We start from the raw sequence: 16,601 nt of genomic DNA, 5'->3' as shown, positions 1-16,601 counted from the left end.
TTCCCGTGACAGAATGATGATGCGTCGAGATTTTTCTTGGCTCTTTTTATTTCACCCGCGCGCCCATCAGCCGCGATCGTAAGGCGTTGGATGCTGCGTCGAACAGGAAGACGACGATCAGGATCAAAAGCACCATGTAGGCGACATTTTCCCAGTTGGCGTTGGTGCGCATCGCTTCCCAGAGCTTCAGGCCGATACCGCCCGCGCCGACGGCGCCGATGATGGTCGCGCCGCGCACGTTCGATTCCCACTGGTAGAGCGTTTGGCTGACGATGACGGGCACGATCTGCGGCATGATGCCATAGCGATGCACGAGGATCGTCGACGAACCGGTGGATTTCACGCCTTCGCGCGGCTTGTTGTCGATGTTCTCGAGGCCTTCGGAATAAAGCTTGCCGAGCGTGCCGGTTTCGGTGAGGAAGATCGCGCCGCTGCCGGCAAGCGGGCCGGGGCCGAAGGCGCGCGTCAGGAACAGCGCCCAGATCAGCATGTCGACCGAGCGCAGGAAATCGAAGAAGCGTTTCAGCACCTGATTGAGCAGCCGGTTCGGGGTGATGTTGCGTGCAGCGAAAAACGCCAGCGGGAAGGCGGCGAGCGAGCCGAGCAGCGTGCCGAGGAAGGCCATGACGATGGTCTGGAACAGCTTGGTCCAGACGTCGCCATGCTGCCAGGCGCCATTGTTCCAGATATTGTCGAAAGCCAGCGAAAGGTTGGATTGCGTGGGGTCGAGCCGTGGTCCGGAGACGATCAGGCTGATGACCTCGCTTGCCGGCTTGTCGAAGAAGGGCGAATGCGTATCGAAGACGAAATTGGCCCAGCCGATGAAACGCTTGCGGATCTTTACGCGGTCCGTGGAGATGCTGACATCGCCGGCAAAGCCCATGTTGGCAAGGATGTTGTCGTCATAGACGGTCATCCAGCTCGGCACAGGCTCAGAGCCGACGATCTTCGGCGTGTCGCCGGTGATGTCGATCGGGATGGTGACGCCATGCGCCGTCAGGATGGCCTGGGTCTTGGTGATCGTAACGGTGCGGCTCGTTCCGCTGACCGAAACGGTCATGCTGCCGTCAGGCGCGGTCTTCACCCAATTCGGGTTCGGATTGTCGCCCAGCGGCGAAAAGCGCGGATACTTGATGGTGATCTTGTCACCGGAGATGCGGAACTCCGGCTGCACGTCATAGCTGATCCATTCGCTGAGGTAGATGCCGACGCGCTCCCAATGCGCTTCCGCAACGATTTTCGGCAGATCGAAGAACCAGACGGCGTAGATGCCATAGAGGATCACGCCGATGAACATCATCAGCGCGCCGAAGCGCTGGCGGAAGGACCGGTGAAGGATCTCCGGATACCGTGCTTCGAGTTCCTGCATACGGCTGGCGTCGATGACGGACATGGTCAACCTCAATGCTGCAAAAGGAAGGCATGTTCGCCGACGAGACGGCGGCGGAGCCATGCGGAAAACTGGTCGACGGCAATGATCGTCAGGAAGAGAAGCAGCACCAGCGCCAATGTCTTGGCGCCGAAGCCGCGCGAGATCGAGAGCTTCAGCTCCTCGCCGATGCCGCCGCCGCCGACAGCGCCGATGATGGTGGAAGCGCGAACGTTGATCTCGAGCCGCAGCAGCGCGTAGGACATGAAGTTCGGCAGCACCTGCGGCAGGGCGGCGAAACGGACGCGCTCTGTCCAGCTCGCGCCGACGGCGCGCATGCCCTCGTCGGATTTCATGTCGATATTCTCGACAACTTCATAGAAGAGCTTGCCGAGCGCGCCGATCGTATGCAGGCCGACGGCGATGATGGCGGCGATGGGGCCGATCGACAGGATCGCGGAGAACAGGCCGGCAATGACGATTTCCGGGAAGGCGCGCAGAAATTCCATGATGCGCTTCGCCACCAGGCGGACCGGATTGGACGGTGACATGTTGCGCGCCGCGAAGAAGCTCAGGGGCACAGCGAAGACGAAGCCGATGATGGTCGATACCAGTGCTACGTTGATCGTGATGATCATCAGCTCGAAATATTCAGGGATGTAGAAATCGCCCCAGACATAGACGCGGCCGAGTGGGAAGTTGAATTCCTCGCCGCCGGCGCCGTTCGCGCCGTTGGGACTCGCCAAGTCGAAGAGCGCCCGGTAGACATCGCTCCAATCCTTGGGGATGAGCCAGCTCAGGAAATCGAAGAGATGCGGCAGTCGGTCAAAAAAGTGCCCGGCATTGTTTTCGTCGGCAAAGCGGACGGAACTGACGAAGGCAATGAGCAGGACGACCAGGCCAATGCCGGTGTAGAGGCGGCGCTTCGCCACCATCTTGCTCCAGGCGTCACCGATATCCCCGGCACTCTGGGGCACGCTTTGCATCTTCAGCTGCGTATCGGCGATCGTCATGAAATCTTGCCTCTGTGTATAGCAAAAGGGCGGCCGTCGCCGGCCGCCCGATTATCGGAATGCGGATTAGCCGCCGATGGCAGCCTTACGAACCTCGATGACGGCGTTGTAGAATTCCGGCTTGACCTTGACGTAGCCCTTGAAGTCGCCGCCTTCGATGGCGTTGAAGCACTTGGCGTCGGTGGTCGGCAGCTTCAGGAAGAAGTCGGCCAGCTTGGCCTGCCATTCGGTGCCGAGCGCGTTACGCACGACGAGCGGGCCGTTCGGGATCAACGGCGAACGCCAGACTTCGACGAGCTTGTTCGGATCGACGGCGCCCTTGTCGACTTCCTTGCGGAAAGTGCCGGAGGTGTAGCCGTCCTTGAAATCACCGATGCCCGAGGAATCGTCGACGGCGACGTCGACCTTGCCGTCATAGGCGGCGAGCAGGTTGTTTTCATGGCCGCCGTTGAACTGCGTCGAGGCGAAGAACTTGTCGTTCGGCGCGCCTGTGTCCTTCGGGATCTGCGTCAGCGGAACGAGATAGCCGGAGGTGGAGTCCGGATCGGCGTAACCGAGCTTCTTGCCCTTGGCATCCTTGATGGTCTTGATGCCGGAGGACTTGAGCGCCAGGCCGATGGAGTAATAGCCGGTCGAGCCGTCGGCCTGCTGCGTGGTGAGGATCGGAGTGACGGCCTTCGGGTCCTTGATGGCGACGGCTGCATAACCGGAAGCGCCGAGTTCGGCGAAGTCGAGCGTGCCGCCGAGCAGACCCTGGATGACGCCGTTATAGTCGGCGGCCGGGAACAGCGATACCTTTTCGAAGCCGAATTCCTTCTTCAGGTGATCGGAAAGGCAGGCATAGTTGCGCAGGCGGTCGGCTTCGTTTTCGCCGCCGAGAATGCCGACGCGGAATTCCTTGAGATCTGCAGCGTTGGCAGCAGCGCCGGCTGCGAGCGCGACGAGCGCCGTAGCGGCAAAGAGTGCTTTCTTCAGCATGGGTTCGTCTCCTGATTAACCGGTGTCCCCGGGTGTCTTCGGTCTGGTAGAAGAAATGCGCCCTTGACGCGGGCCTTCGATCCCGGCCGTCCCTCTCAGAGACCGGCCAGTGCCAGCGGTTGCGGGCCGGCAGATTCGGTCGCCGCGGCTTGCGCGGCCGGATCGGCAATGTTGATGGAGGTCGACGTCATGGTCTCGTCGATGCCGGCGCCGTCCTTGTCGGTGCCGTAGATTTCCTTGACGGCGGCGGCCGTCAGATCGGCCGGCTTGCCGTCGAAGACGACCTTGCCGGCCGCCATGCCGACGATGCGTTCGCAATAATTGCGGGCCGTATCCAGCGTGTGCAGGTTGGTGATGACGGTGATGCCCTCGCGCTCATTGATATCGCGCAGTGCATCCATGACGATCTTGGCGTTCAGCGGGTCGAGAGAGGCGATCGGCTCATCGGCCAGCATCATCTTCGGCTGCTGCATCAGGGCGCGGCAGATGGCCACGCGCTGCTGCTGGCCGCCGGAAAGCGTGCCGGCCATCTGCAGGGCCGTTTGCTCGATGCCGAGGCGCTCCAGCGCGGCGATGGCCTGGATGCGCTCCTCGCGGGTGAAGACGGAAAGGAGGCTCAGCACGGTCGAGCGCTGGTTCAGGCGACCGAGCATGACGTTGGTGAGCACGTCGAGGCGCGGAACCAGGTTGAACTGCTGGAAGATCATGGCGCAATCGCGCTGCCAGCTGCGCAACGCACGGCCGCTGAGCTTGGAGACCTCAGTGCCGGCGAAATGGATGGAGCCGGAGCTCGGGTCGGCGAGGCGATTGATCATGCGCAGCAGCGTCGACTTTCCCGCGCCGGAACGGCCGATGACGCCGACCATCTGTCCTTGCGGTATGTCCAAAGTCACGGAATCGACAGCGAGCTTGTTTCCAAACCGGCGCGAGACATTCCTGAGTTCGAACATAGTGCTTCCCTTTCGCGGCTGCCGGGCTGCAGAAATTTCAGCGGTACCGGTGCTAAGAATGGGCGCATGCCCCTGGCTCGAAGGGAGTTTCGACGGGGTTGGCGCCAATCACAAGGCAACCGATTAGTCCCGCTTCATGAAGCTCCGATGTCAGTTTTATGTAACTGCTGTTACAATTCCCGGCGATTTTGCAAGATTAGCCGGCTGAGAGCTTTCCGTTAAATTTAGCCGTCAAACATGCCTGTCGGCAAGCCGTCCATGCTGAAGCTGTTCTTCTCGCGCCGGTATTCCTCAATGCCGTCAGGACCCTTGGCCTTGGCCCATTGATCAAGGCTCGGCCTCTCGCCTTCATAGGAAAAGAGCGGCACGCCGAAGCCGCAGGAGGTCTGCACGAGATCGAAGTCCAGCCACACGATCTGCCGCGCGCCGAGCGGCTCTTCATCTGCATAGTAATCGTGCAGCAATTCACGATATTCGGGTGTCGATCGGTGAATGATGCGGCCCCGGCCATAGAGACGCAGGATCATAGGCGGTCCCTCGACCGCGCAGAACATGATGGTCAGCCGCCCGTCTGCCTTCATATGGGCCGATGTCTCGTTGCCGCTGCCGGTGCGGTCGAGATAGATGGCGGTGTTCGGGGAGATGATGCGCAGGCACAGTGTCTCGCGCGGCGAAACGTTGACACGGGAATCGGATGTCGCCGATGCCGTGAAGAAGATATGCTGCCGCGCGATGAAATCGCGCAGCCGGTCATCGATGCTGGAAAACTGCTTCGCCATGAAAACTCCTCTCGATCCCCAATTACAAGGATCATCTGAAAGCTGAAACGCGCTGTCAGCGCCTTGCAAGCCGGGTTCGGGCGGAAAACGTCCTCAGCTTTCCATTTCAGCGCAATTCCGGACGGAAAACCGCTGCACACTTTTCCTGGAATTGCGCTAAGCGTCGTAGCGATCCAGAAAATCCTCCGCAGACAGGGCGCGGAAATCCGCAAGCGCCGTGCGCAGGCGGTCGTGATCCCAATCCCACCAGGCAAGCTTGTCCATGCGCGCGCCGATCTCGGGCGTGAAACGCTCGCGGATCAGCTTGGCCGGCACGCCACCGACGATCGTATAGGGCGCGACATCTTTGGAGACGACTGCGCCGGCGCCGATGACCGCACCGTTCCCGACCATCACACCCGGCAGGATCGTGGCGCCGTGGCCGATCCAGACATCGTGACCGATGACGACCCGGTTGTCGCGCCGCCAGGTGAAGAAATCGGTTTCCATGTCGGCATCAGGCCAGTAATCGGCGGCGCGATAGGTGAAGTGATGCAGCGTGGCCCGCCATGTCGGATGGTTGGTGGCGTTGATGCGCACCGCGGCGGCGATGTTGACGAACTTGCCGATGGTCGCGCACCAGACCGCGCCGTCCTGCATGATGTAGGAATAGTCGCCGATCTCGACCTCGTCGACGCGGCAGCGATCGGAGACCTCGGTGTAGCGGCCGAGCGTCGAATTGTTGACGCTCGCCGAAGGGCTGATGAAGGGCACCTCGCCCAATTTGCGGCTCATGCGGCGGCCTTCCGCGGCGAGAATTGGGAGACGTCGAGAATGCGGCTGCCGACGGCCTCGCGCACCTCTTCGTCGTGGAAGATGCCGAGAAGGGCGACGCCCGCCTGCTTCTTGCGTTCGATCATCTCGACGACGACGGCCCGGTTGCGGGCGTCGAGCGAAGCCGTGGGCTCGTCGAGCAGCAGGATGCCGTGGTCGGTGATGAAGCCGCGCGCGATGTTGACGCGCTGCTGCTCGCCGCCGGAGAAGGTGGCGGGCGGCAGCTGCCAGAGTTCCTGCGGCAGGTTCAGCTGTGCGAGCAGTTCGGCCGCCCTGTCGCGGGCATCGGTCACAGATACGCCGCGCGCCAGCAGCGGTTCGGCGACGACATCGATGGCGGCGACGCGCGGCACGGTGCGCAGGAACTGGCTGACATAGCCCATCGTATGGCGACGGACGTCGAGCACGGTGCGCGGGTCGGCCGCGGCGAGATCGACGATCCTGCCCTTGTGCGTCACGAGGATCTGGCCGGTGTCGACGGCATAGTTGCCGTAGATCATCTTCAGGAGCGAGCTCTTGCCGATGCCGGACGGGCCGCCGAGCACGACGCATTCGCCCGAGGCGACGGAGAAGGAGACATCGGCGACGACGGGGAGGCGAAGGCCATCGCGCAGATGCATGGTGAAGCTTTTGAAGACTTCGGAAACGACGAGTGGGGTTGCCATGTTTGTTCCTCAGACCTGCAGGATCGAAGAGACCAGCAGTTGCGTATAGGGTTCGCGTGGGTCGTCGAGCACGCGGTCGGTCAAGCCTTGCTCGATGACGTATCCGTCCTTCATCACCATCATGCGATGCGACAGAAGCCGGGCGACGGCGAGATCGTGCGTCACGATGATGGCCGACAAGCCGAGATCATTGACGAGGCCACGCACGAGGTCGAGCAGACGGGCCTGCACGGACACGTCGAGGCCGCCGGTCGGTTCGTCCATGAACACGAGGCGGGGACCGGTTACAAGGTTGCGGGCGATCTGCAGGCGCTGGCGCATGCCGCCGGAAAACGCGCGCGGCTGGTCGTCGATGCGGTCGGCATCGATCTCGACCCGCTCCAGCCAGTCGATGGCCGTGTTGCGGATATTGCCGTAGTGGCGGTTGCCGATCGCCATCAGCCGCTCGCCGACATTGGCGCCGGCGGAAACCGTCATGCGCAGGCCGTCGGCCGGGTTCTGATGCACGAAACCCCAGTCGGTGCGCATCAGGAAGCGGCGCTCGGCCTCATTCATGCGGAACAGGTCGCGATAGGTCTCGTCGCGCATATGGTATTCGACGCTGCCCGTTGTCGGCAGCAGCCGCGTCGAGATGCAGTTGAGCAACGTCGTCTTGCCGGAGCCGGATTCGCCGACGATGGCGAGAACTTCGCCGGGCCAGAGTTCGAAGGACACGTCGCGGCAGCCGATGCGGCTGCCGTAGAATTTCGAGATGTCCTTGACCTTGAGAAGAGGTGAGTCACTCATTCGGCGGCCTCCTTGCTGCCAGGCAGTCCATCGGATGCCAGCCCATTTGGAGCCAGCATTGGGCCGGCATGGCCGTGGGCGCGGCGATCCTCGCAGAAATCGGTATCGGAGCAGACGAACATGCGGCCGCCCCTGTCGTCGAGGATCACCTCGTCGAGATAGACCTGCTCGGCGCCGCAGAGCGCGCAGGGCTTGTCGAAGCGCTGCACCTCGAACGGATGATCCTCGAAATCGAGGCTGACGACTTCGGTATAGGGGGGTACGGCATAGATGCGCTTCTCGCGGCCGGCGCCGAACAATTGCAGCGCGTCGGACAAATGCATTTTCGGATTGTCGAACTTCGGCGTCGGTGATGGATCCATGACGTAGCGACCCGCGACCTTGACCGGATAGGCATAGGTCGTGGCGATGCGGCCGTTGCGGGCGATATCCTCATAGAGCTTTACATGCATGAGGCCGTATTCCTCGAGCGCATGCATCTTGCGCGTTTCGGTCTCGCGCGGCTCCAGGAAACGCAGCGGCTCCGGGATCGGCACCTGGTAGACCAGCACCTGGTTGGGGCCGAGCTTCGCCTCCGGGATACGGTGGCGCGTCTGGATGATCGTCGCCTCGTCCGTGCGGGTGGTGACGGCGACATTGGCGACCTTCTGGAAGAAGGCGCGGATGGAGACGGCATTGGTCGTGTCGTCTGCCCCCTGATCGATGACCTTCAGCACGTCTTCCGGACCGATGATGGCGGCCGTCAGCTGTACGCCGCCGGTGCCCCAGCCATAGGGCATCGGCATTTCGCGCGATGCGAAAGGCACCTGATAGCCGGGAATGGCGATTGCCTTCAGGATGGCGCGGCGGATCATCCGCTTGGTCTGCTCGTCGAGATAGGCGAAATTGTAGGTGGCAAGTTCGGTCATTCGGCTGCCTCCGTCATGGGTTCCATGCCGCGATCGCGAGCGGCCTCGAAATCGCGGCGCATGCGCCGCACCAGGTCGAGTTCGGCCTGGAAATCGACATAGTGCGGCAGCTTCAGATGTTCGACGAAGCCCGTCGCCTGCACATTGTCGGAGTGGGAAATGACGAATTCCTCGTCCTGAGCGGGTGCCACGATGTCTTCGCCGAGTTCCTCAGCACGCAGCGCGCGGTCGACCAGCGACATGGCCATGGCCTTGCGTTCGCTCTGGCCGAAGACCAAGCCGTAGCCGCGGGTGAACTGCGGCGGTGCCTTGGCCGAGCCCTTGAACTGGTTGACCATCTGGCATTCGGTCACCTGGATGCGGCCGAGCGAGACGGCAAAACCGAGTTCCGGTACGTCGAATTCGACCTCAACTTCGCCGATGCGGATTTCGCCCGTGAAGGGGTGGGTGCGGCCGTAACCGCGCTGCGTCGAATAGCCGAGCGCCAGCAGAAAGCCCTCATCGCCGCGGGCGAGCGCCTGAAGGCGAAGATCGCGGGTCATCGGAAATTCCAGGGGTTCGCGCGTCAGGTCGCCGATCTCATGATCGACCGGCATGGTACCGTCGCCTTCAATCAGGCCTTCCTGATCAAGGATTTCGGAAACGCGCATGACGCGACCGTCGTCCGCAGGGCGCTGCATCGGCTCGTCCACCGGCTCGTCGGTCAGAAGGCTCGGGTCGAGCAGACGGTGCGTATAGTCGAAGGTGGGGCCGAGAAGCTGGCCGCCGGGCAGGTCCTTGTAGGTCGCGGAGATGCGGCGTTCAATCTTCATGACAGCGGTATCGAGCGGCTGGGAGTAGCCGAAGCGCGGCAGCGTCGTGCGATAGGCTCTGAGCAGGAAGATCGCCTCGATCATGTCGCCGCGCGCCTGGCGCACGGCGAGTGCTGCCAGCGTGCAGTCATAAAGCGAGGCCTCGGCCATGACGCGATCGACGGCAAGCGCGAGCTGCGCGACGATCTGGTCGATGCCGACAGCCGGCAGCGAACGGTCGCCGCGGCGACGGTCGGCCAGCAGCCGATGAGCATTGGCGATGGCGGCTTCGCCGCCCTTTACGGCAACATACATATGTCACAACTCCGTCGCGGTGATCTTGGTGGTGCGCGGCAGGCAGAGGAATTGCCGGCCCGCCGTCAGGATGAGATCGACGCCGCGCGGGAAGAGGGCGCGATTGTCGTTCCAGATGCGCAGCAGCGCATCCGGCAGGCCGATCGGGGCGATCAGGTTGATGTCCTTGATGCCCGGGCCGGAAAGCGCCAGTTCCTTGCCGCCTTCCAGGCTTTCAATTTCCAGCACGATCGTTGTCGACCGGTCGGGATATTCCTGCGTGCCGATGCCGAACTGGCTGAAGGAGGAAAGTGCCATGCCGGCTTCGACGAAGGCGAAATGCGCCTCCAGTCTTTCCGAAATGACGGGCGCCCCAGTGTGGAAGGCCAGCCATTCCGGCAGGCTCGATCTTGCCAGACTGGTGGAAAGCCAGACCGGCGTGTCATGGTCGCAAAGCGTGAGGCCAATCGCGCCGGCGGCGATACCGAGCGGTGCAGGCGGCGCAATGTCGGCTGTGACGGTCTGCAGGGTTCCCGGACGCGCCACCGCGTCCATCGTCATCTTGAAAATGCTCTGAGCGTCGAAAACCGGGTCGCTGAAGCCGCCGGTCAGGGCCTCGTTGCCGAAGGTCGGGGTGTTGAACAGGCTCATCAGTCTTCTCCGCGAACCATGGTGAAGAAATCGACGCGGGTCGCGGCCGTCTCTTCGGCGCGCTTGCGGTCATAGTCCGCGATGCGCCCGGCGACCGGCTGCAGGATTGCCTTCTCGACGAAGTCCCTCGTGGCCGATTGCTGCCAGAGGGCGTCGAAGATGGCCGAAAGCCTGGCTTTTTCCCGGTCGGTACCGAGGGCATGGGCGTGACCGATGATGCCGGATGCAAGCCGCACGGTGGCGCGCGTCACCGTGACTTCGCCAAGGTTGAAGGGGGAACCGCCGCCGCCGATGCGGCCGCGCACCATGACAAGCCCCGTTTCCGGTCCGCGCACCGGCTGTGCCGTCGGCTTGCTCGGCAATGCTTCCCAGGCCGCCTCTAGCTCGTCGCGCTCGGCCTGCGCCAGAAGATCGGCGACGCGCTTGCGTTCCCGACGCTCCTGAGCGGCCGCTTCCTGCCTTTGTGCTGAATTCATCGCGCCTTCCTTCAAATGTCTATTGATATAGACAACCATACAAGATAGTCTTATATCTATTAGCGAGTCGTGACAAGCGTGTGACAGGGCGAGATGGCAGGGCAGAAGATACAGAGGCAGACGGGCGTGGCGCTCTGGCGGCAGATCGCCGACCGCATTCGCGTCTCCATCAATCACGGGGATTTCGATGAGACCGGCATGGTGCCGCCGGAAACGGCGCTGGCGCTGCAATTCGGCGTCAACCGGCATACCATCCGAAGCGCGCTTGCAGCACTGGCGCAGGAGGGCATTGTCAGGGCGGTGCAGGGACGCGGCACGCTGATCGAGCGCAAGGAACGCCTGAGCTTCCCGATCTCGAAGCGGACGCGGTTCTCGCAAGGGATCGGCGATCAGGTGCGTGAGACCCGCAGCGTCCTGCTTTCCACGAGCGAAGAGGCGGCAAGCACGGAATTGGCCCGGCAGCTCAAGATCAAAACCGGCGCTCCCCTCGTGCGGCTGGAGACGCTCGGTCAGGCGGATCACCGCCCGGTATCGCGCGCCACTAGCTGGTTTCCGGCCGATCGTTTCGGCGATATCGCCGAGATCTATCGGACGACAGGGTCGATCACCAAGGCATTCAAGGAGCTTGGCGTACCGGATTACGTCCGCGTCCTCACCGAAATCACCGCGACGCATGCCGACGAAAGCGATCTCGCCGATCTGCAATTATCTCCGGGTGCCATCGTTCTGATCACACAGGCGCTGAACACTGATCTCGATAATGTGCCGGTGCAATATTCGATTTCCCGCTTCGCCGCCGATAGGGTGCGGTTCACGATCGAGAATTGAGAGTGTGGTAGCCCCTCATCCGGCCTGTCGGCCACCTTCTCCCCGCTCGCGGGGAGAAGGGGAAAGGCGCGCTCCCCATCGCATCGCAATTCCACAGGAATCGAGAGTTTTGGAAAAGGTCGTCCCCTCTCCCCGTAAAACGGGGAGAGGGCTAGGGTGAGGGGCTTTTCCTGCGCTCAATGCGCGCCGGACATGTCGCCGAGGACTTCCTTCGAGGCGACGGTAGAATCGGCCTTGAGCTTGTAGACCATCGGCACGCCGGTCGCGAGGTTGAGCTCCAGGATCTGTGCCTTGCTCAGACGATCGAGAACCATGACGAGCGAGCGCAGCGAATTGCCGTGGGCGGCGACCAGCACGTTCTGGCCGGCAAGCACGCGCGGCAGGATCTCCGTCAGGTAATAGGGCCAGACGCGGGCGCCGGTGTCGCGCAGGCTTTCGCCGCCGGGCGGCGGAACGTCGTAGGAGCGGCGCCAGATGTGAACCTGCTCTTCGCCCCACTTGGTGCGGGCGTCGTCCTTGTTCAGGCCGGAGAGATCGCCATAGTCGCGCTCGTTCAGCGCCTGATCCTTGATGGTTTCAAGGCCCTGCTGGCCGATTTCATCGAGGATGATGTCAAGCGTGTGCTGGGCGCGCGTCAGCGCCGAGGTGAAGGCGACGTCGTACTTGATGCCGTAGTCGGCCAGCGCCTTGCCGCCCGTTTTGGCTTCTTCGATACCGAGCGCGGTCAGATCGGGATCCTTCCAGCCGGTAAAGAGATTCTTCAAATTCCAGTCGCTCTGCCCGTGGCGAACGAGAACGAGAGTGCCGCTCATAAAATTTCTCCTTGATAGAGCAATTCCAGGAAGGGTGCGTAGCGGTTTTCCGTCGGGAATTGCGAGACAGTAAAAGGGCTGGAGCGGATCGTCAGTTCGGTGCAGACCCGCTCCGGGATCGGATCAACGTGTGGAGAGCCCGAGGACATCGAGCATGGAATAGAAGCCGGGTTTCTTGTCGCGTGCCCAGAGCGCCGCCTGCAGCGCGCCGCGCGCAAACAGCGAGCGGTCGCCGGCATTGTGCGACAGCGTCAGCCGTTCGCTCTCGCTGGCGAAGATGACCGAGTGGTCGCCGACCACGCCGCCGCCGCGCAGGGTCGCAAAGCCGATCGTACCGGCGGGACGCGCACCCGTATGGCCGTCGCGCACGCGCACGGAATTGTCGTTGAGATCGATGCCGCGGCCCTTCGCCGCCGCCTGGCCGAGCAGCAGTGCCGTGCCAGAGGGCGCATCGACCTTGTGGCGATGATGCATCTCCAGCACCTCGATATCCCAGTCGTTCGAGGGGAGTGCGCGCGCGGCCTGCTCGACAAGCACGCTCAGAAGATTGATGCCGAGGCCCATATTGCCCGATTTGACGATGCGGGCATGGCGTGCAGCTGCCTTGAACTTGGTCTCATCCTCATCCGAACAGCCGGTCGTGCCGATGATATGGACGATGCGCGCCTGCGCGGCGAGACCGGCAAAGGTGACGCTGGTTGCCGGCGTCGTGAAATCGATGACGCCTTCGGCATGCAGGAAAGCAGCAAGCGGATCGTCGGTGACGGGAACGCCGATAGGGCCGAGCCCGGCGATCTCGCCGGCATCCTTGCCGATGAAGGCGGAGCCGGGACGGGCTACGGCGGCATGCAGGGTTACGCCGTCGGTGGCGTGGATGATGCGGATGAGAGCCTGTCCCATGCGGCCTGCCGCGCCAACCACCACCAGCTTCATCGCATCGTCGCTCATGTCGTCTCTATCGTCTATTTGCGGGAGTTGCTTGATATGGCCGGTAGCTGCAGGTTGTTGAGCCGAGCGTAGAGGCCATTGTCGGCCGTCGCAAGCGTCTCGTGGTTGCCCTCTTCGACAACCCGGCCGTTCTGCATCACGACGATCTTCTCGGCGCGAACAACCGTCGACAGGCGGTGCGCGATGACGACGACCGTGCGGCCGCTCATCGCCTCTTCCAGCGCCTTCTGCACGGCTGCTTCGGATTCCGTGTCGAGCGCCGATGTCGCCTCGTCGAGAAGCAGGATCGGCGCATTGCGCACCAGCGCGCGGGCGATCGACAGTCGCTGCCGCTGGCCGCCCGAGAGCGTCACGCCGTTTTCGCCGACGGGCGTATCGTAGCCCATCGGCTGCGCCTCGATGAAATCATGCGCATAGGCGAGGCGGGCAGCGTCCTTGATCTCGGCATCGGTCGCTTCCGGGCGCCCGTAGCGGATGTTGTCGCGGATTGTGCCTTCGAAGAGATAAGGTTGCTGCGAAACATAGGCGAGCTGCTCTCGCAAAGATTGTTTCGTCACATGCGCGATATCCTGCCCATCGATGAAGATGCTGCCGGCTTTTGGATCATAGAAGCGTGGAATCAGATTGATGACGGTGGACTTGCCGGCGCCGGAAGGGCCAACAAGCGCCGTCGTCTGCCCGCCCTCGGCGGTGAAATTGACGCCGGAGAGCACGGCTTCGTCGCCATAGGCGAAATGAACGTCTTTGAATTCGATGCGGGCGTCGGTTATGACCAACGGCTTGGCGTCGGGCAGATCGCGCTGGCGCGGTTCCATGTCGAGCAGTTCGTAGATCATCCGCGCATTGACGACCGCGCGTTCCAGCTGCACCTGCAGCTTGGCAAGACGGCGGGCCGGATCGTAAGCGAGCAGCAGCGATACGATGAAGGAGAAAACGGCGCCCGGCGGTACGTTTTGGTAGATCGAACGATAGGCGGCATAGGCAAATATACCGGCAACGGCAAAGCCGGCGACCGTCTCGATCAAAGGACCGTTACGCTCGGAAATACGGGCAATGCGGTTCTGCCGGTTCTCCGCCGCCGTAATCAGCTTGTCGACCTTACGCTCGAGCTCACGTTCCATCGTGAAAGCTTTGACGATGGAAACCCCTTGAATCGTCTCCTGCATCGCGCCGAGGACCCGACTGTTGAGAATGACCGCTTCGCGCGTGACGGCGCGCAGGCGCCTGGAAATGTGGCGCAAGGCAAGAAATACAGGTGGCGCAATGACGAAGAATATCAGGCTCAGCATCGGGTCTTGATAGACCATGTTGCCGAGCAGAAAGACGAATGACAAAAAGTCTCGCGCCGTAGATGTGATGACGAGGTTCATCACATCGCGGATACCGGAAACGTTCTGGCTTACCCGCGCGGCAACCTGGGCCGAACGGGCTTCGCTGAAGAAGCCTACCGACAGCGTCATCAGATGCGCATAGAGGCGCCTTTGATAGCGGGCAATGATGTCATTGCCGATCTTGGACAGAATGACCGATTGAAAATAACCCGCAAAACCACGTGCGATAAAAGCTGCGAGGATCGCGAGGCAAATTAGCCACATGACTTCGGCGCGGCGCTCGTAGAAAGCTCCGTTGACGATCGGCCTCATGACCGCGGCCATAGTCACCGTGGACGCCGCGACGACAACGAGGCAAACTATCGCGACCGAATAGCCCCAGATATGATCGCGGCCGTTCTCAGCGACAATGCGCTTCAGCATGCCGGTGATGGCTTCGCTGTCGACGTTTTTGCTTTTCGGGTCAGGCAATTTCAATAATCGGCTTCCTGTCTTGAACCAAGCGAGCCGCATCTGGCACGTGCTTCCGCGGCTCTATTAAAGAGTTAGCACGGCTTTGGCTAGACATCGCCTGCCGGGCTGGTTAAGGCCGATCACGGAGCCGGGCCCATTATAGAGGAAGCCGGCGTCTTCAAAAAGGCATGGCGCACCGGGTTTCAGCGCGCCACGCGCTACCTGGTAAGCCGGTTAACGCCGCCAGCGGCGGCCCTCCGTGGCAAGGCCGAAGCTCTTGGGCTTGCGGGCATAGGTCGCAAGGCCGGAAAGCGCTGCCAGCGGATTGATGACCACATGGGTCGGAATCGTCTTCATCATTTCCGTGTGTGGCGCCTTGTCCTCGAAGGCGGCGCGGAATTCCGGCTTCTGCAGCGCCGGCAGGATCTTCTGTGGTATGCCGCCCGAGAGGTAGACGCCGCCGCGCGCCATGAAGACCATGGCGATATCGCCGGCGACGCGGCCGAGATAGGTGACGAACAGCGTCAGCGTCTCCTCGGCCTGCGCATTGGTGCCGGCAAGCGCGTGGTTGGTGATGTCGGCCGGTTCCTTCAGGCTCGGCTCTATGCCGTCAGCCGCGCAAACAGCATGATAAAGGTTCTGCAGACCGCGGCCGCAGATCACCTGCTCTGCGGAGATGCGGCCTTCGATGGGTTCCAGGTGCGGCCAGATCTGCAGGTCGCGTTCCGTGCGCGGCCCGAGATCGATATGGCCACCTTCGCCCGGCACAGGCACCCATTGATGCTGCGTGTGGACCAGGGCGCCGACGCCAAGCCCGGTGCCTGGCCCGAGCACGACGCGCGATGCGGTCATGTTGCCGGATGCTTGGCCGATGGTCTGGCGATGCTCGTCGGAAATCTCGGCGATCGCCAGCGCCTGCGCCTCGAAATCATTGATGACGAGCACGTCCTCGATGCCGAGATTGGCGATCATCGTCTTCGGACGGATCACCCAGTCGCAGTTTGTCAACGGAATTTCATCGCCCTGAACGGGGCCGGCCATGGCAAGGATCGCGGCGCGGGGCTGTGTCTTGGTCTTCTCGAGGATCAGCTTGATCGCATCGTCGATCGTCTCGAAATTCGCCGTCTGCACGACCGGAAAATGCTCCGGCTCGGAGCCGGCATCGGCAAGGATCGAGAAACGCGCATTGGTCCCGCCGATATCGCCGATCAGGATGGGAAAAGGCGGGGGGGCATCGCTGTGATTGAGCTCGGGCATGGACAGGTCCGTGATCTGCCGCCGGCAAGGCGGATTAATGGTTCAGTGTTTTGATCAGCCGCTCGGCGGTGGATTCGTTGAGCGCCATCGGAATGTCGTAGAGAACGGCAAGCCGCGTCAATGCCTTCACGTCGACGTCGTGCGGCAAGGGCGTGAGGGGATCGATGAAAAAGACGAGCATGTCGATCTCGCCAGTGGCGATGAGCGCGCCGATCTGCTGATCGCCGCCGAGCGGCCCGCTTTTCAGGCGGGTGACCTTGAGGCCGGGGCAGGCATCGAGCACGCGGCCGCCCGTCGTGCCGGTCGCAACGATCTTCCAATCGGCAAGGACTGCCTGGTTGCGCCGCGCGAACTCCGCCATCGCATCCTTTTTCTGATCATGCGCGATCAGTGCGATGCTTTTGCTGCCGGCCATAAAATCCTTGCTCCACCCAGTGCTTTCAATCGATTTATCCGCCTTCTATACCAAGGAGGCCCGTTTTAAAAGACTGCACCGGCA

The 16,601-nt window shown here is 62.2% G+C and carries 18 protein-coding genes; 1 reads left to right on the top strand and 17 read right to left on the bottom strand.

The genetic code is table 11. The features are described 5' to 3' along the window. Positions 1-46: 46 nt before the first annotated feature. The 12 genes from phnE (ACPYOP_RS12395) to phnG form a co-directional block, all read right to left on the bottom strand. Positions 47-1,393: a phosphonate ABC transporter, permease protein PhnE gene (phnE, locus tag ACPYOP_RS12395; RefSeq protein ID WP_481410689.1), complete on the bottom strand. Its 1,347-nt coding sequence runs from the start codon at positions 1,391-1,393 to the stop codon at positions 47-49. Positions 1,394-1,401: 8 nt separating this feature from the next. Further along, positions 1,402-2,382: a phosphonate ABC transporter, permease protein PhnE gene (gene phnE / locus ACPYOP_RS12390; protein WP_481410688.1), complete on the bottom strand. Its 981-nt coding sequence runs from the start codon at positions 2,380-2,382 to the stop codon at positions 1,402-1,404. Positions 2,383-2,448: 66 nt separating this feature from the next. Further along, positions 2,449-3,360 carry a phosphonate ABC transporter substrate-binding protein gene (gene phnD, locus ACPYOP_RS12385; RefSeq protein WP_481410687.1) on the bottom strand — a complete coding sequence of 304 codons (912 nt, stop codon included), beginning with the start codon at positions 3,358-3,360 and terminating at the stop codon, positions 2,449-2,451. A gap of 95 nt (positions 3,361-3,455) precedes the next feature. Next, positions 3,456-4,310: a phosphonate ABC transporter ATP-binding protein gene (phnC, locus tag ACPYOP_RS12380; protein ID WP_481410686.1), complete on the bottom strand. Its 855-nt coding sequence runs from the start codon at positions 4,308-4,310 to the stop codon at positions 3,456-3,458. 224 nt (positions 4,311-4,534) lie between these two features. Next, positions 4,535-5,089 (bottom strand): pyridoxamine 5'-phosphate oxidase family protein, encoded by a 555-nt coding sequence (locus tag ACPYOP_RS12375; RefSeq protein ID WP_481410685.1) that lies wholly within the window; start codon positions 5,087-5,089, stop codon positions 4,535-4,537. Between the two features lie 156 nt (positions 5,090-5,245). Next, on the bottom strand, positions 5,246-5,863 hold the full coding sequence (locus ACPYOP_RS12370; protein ID WP_481410684.1) for a DapH/DapD/GlmU-related protein: 618 nt from the start codon (positions 5,861-5,863) through the stop codon (positions 5,246-5,248). Then, positions 5,860-6,567, bottom strand: coding sequence for a phosphonate C-P lyase system protein PhnL (gene phnL, locus ACPYOP_RS12365; RefSeq protein ID WP_481410683.1), 708 nt, complete (start codon positions 6,565-6,567; stop codon positions 5,860-5,862). The genes ACPYOP_RS12370 and phnL overlap by 4 nt, the downstream gene beginning before the upstream one ends. Before the next feature lie 9 nt (positions 6,568-6,576). Beyond that, positions 6,577-7,353, bottom strand: a complete 777-nt coding sequence (gene phnK, locus ACPYOP_RS12360; RefSeq protein WP_481410682.1) for a phosphonate C-P lyase system protein PhnK — start codon at positions 7,351-7,353, stop codon at positions 6,577-6,579. After that, positions 7,350-8,261 (bottom strand): alpha-D-ribose 1-methylphosphonate 5-phosphate C-P-lyase PhnJ, encoded by a 912-nt coding sequence (locus ACPYOP_RS12355; protein WP_481410681.1) that lies wholly within the window; start codon positions 8,259-8,261, stop codon positions 7,350-7,352. The genes phnK and ACPYOP_RS12355 overlap by 4 nt, the downstream gene beginning before the upstream one ends. Next, positions 8,258-9,367: a carbon-phosphorus lyase complex subunit gene (locus ACPYOP_RS12350; protein ID WP_481410680.1), complete on the bottom strand. Its 1,110-nt coding sequence runs from the start codon at positions 9,365-9,367 to the stop codon at positions 8,258-8,260. The genes ACPYOP_RS12355 and ACPYOP_RS12350 overlap by 4 nt, the downstream gene beginning before the upstream one ends. Positions 9,368-9,370: 3 nt before the next feature. Further along, positions 9,371-9,997 carry a phosphonate C-P lyase system protein PhnH gene (phnH, locus tag ACPYOP_RS12345; protein WP_481410679.1) on the bottom strand — a complete coding sequence of 209 codons (627 nt, stop codon included), beginning with the start codon at positions 9,995-9,997 and terminating at the stop codon, positions 9,371-9,373. Beyond that, entirely contained in the window at positions 9,997-10,473 is a 477-nt protein-coding gene (gene phnG / locus ACPYOP_RS12340) for a phosphonate C-P lyase system protein PhnG (RefSeq protein ID WP_481410678.1), read from the bottom strand. The genes phnH and phnG overlap by 1 nt, the downstream gene beginning before the upstream one ends. Before the next feature lie 93 nt (positions 10,474-10,566). Between phnG and phnF the strand changes: the two genes are divergently transcribed. Continuing rightward, on the top strand, positions 10,567-11,301 hold the full coding sequence (phnF, locus tag ACPYOP_RS12335; protein ID WP_481410677.1) for a phosphonate metabolism transcriptional regulator PhnF: 735 nt from the start codon (positions 10,567-10,569) through the stop codon (positions 11,299-11,301). 176 nt (positions 11,302-11,477) lie between these two features. On the opposite strand, the gene ACPYOP_RS12330 is transcribed toward phnF, so the two are convergent. The 5 genes from ACPYOP_RS12330 to ACPYOP_RS12310 form a co-directional block, all read right to left on the bottom strand. Then, positions 11,478-12,113 (bottom strand): 2,3-bisphosphoglycerate-dependent phosphoglycerate mutase, encoded by a 636-nt coding sequence (locus ACPYOP_RS12330; RefSeq protein ID WP_481410676.1) that lies wholly within the window; start codon positions 12,111-12,113, stop codon positions 11,478-11,480. Positions 12,114-12,236: 123 nt separating this feature from the next. Then, entirely contained in the window at positions 12,237-13,061 is an 825-nt protein-coding gene (dapB, locus tag ACPYOP_RS12325) for a 4-hydroxy-tetrahydrodipicolinate reductase (RefSeq protein WP_481410675.1), read from the bottom strand. 14 nt (positions 13,062-13,075) lie between these two features. Further along, the gene (locus ACPYOP_RS12320; RefSeq protein ID WP_481410732.1) at positions 13,076-14,815 is read right to left on the bottom strand and encodes an ABC transporter ATP-binding protein; all 1,740 of its coding nucleotides are present in this window, start codon (positions 14,813-14,815) and stop codon (positions 13,076-13,078) included. A gap of 264 nt (positions 14,816-15,079) precedes the next feature. Beyond that, positions 15,080-16,102, bottom strand: a complete 1,023-nt coding sequence (locus ACPYOP_RS12315; RefSeq protein WP_481410674.1) for a glucokinase — start codon at positions 16,100-16,102, stop codon at positions 15,080-15,082. A gap of 34 nt (positions 16,103-16,136) precedes the next feature. Beyond that, positions 16,137-16,517 (bottom strand): methylglyoxal synthase, encoded by a 381-nt coding sequence (locus ACPYOP_RS12310; RefSeq protein WP_481410673.1) that lies wholly within the window; start codon positions 16,515-16,517, stop codon positions 16,137-16,139. Positions 16,518-16,601: the final 84 nt, after the last annotated feature.

The organism is Rhizobium sp. KNZ2-6A, from assembly GCF_056755475.1.
The sequence above is the reverse complement of the archived record's forward strand: the minus strand, read 5'-3'. Positions and strand labels throughout refer to the sequence as shown.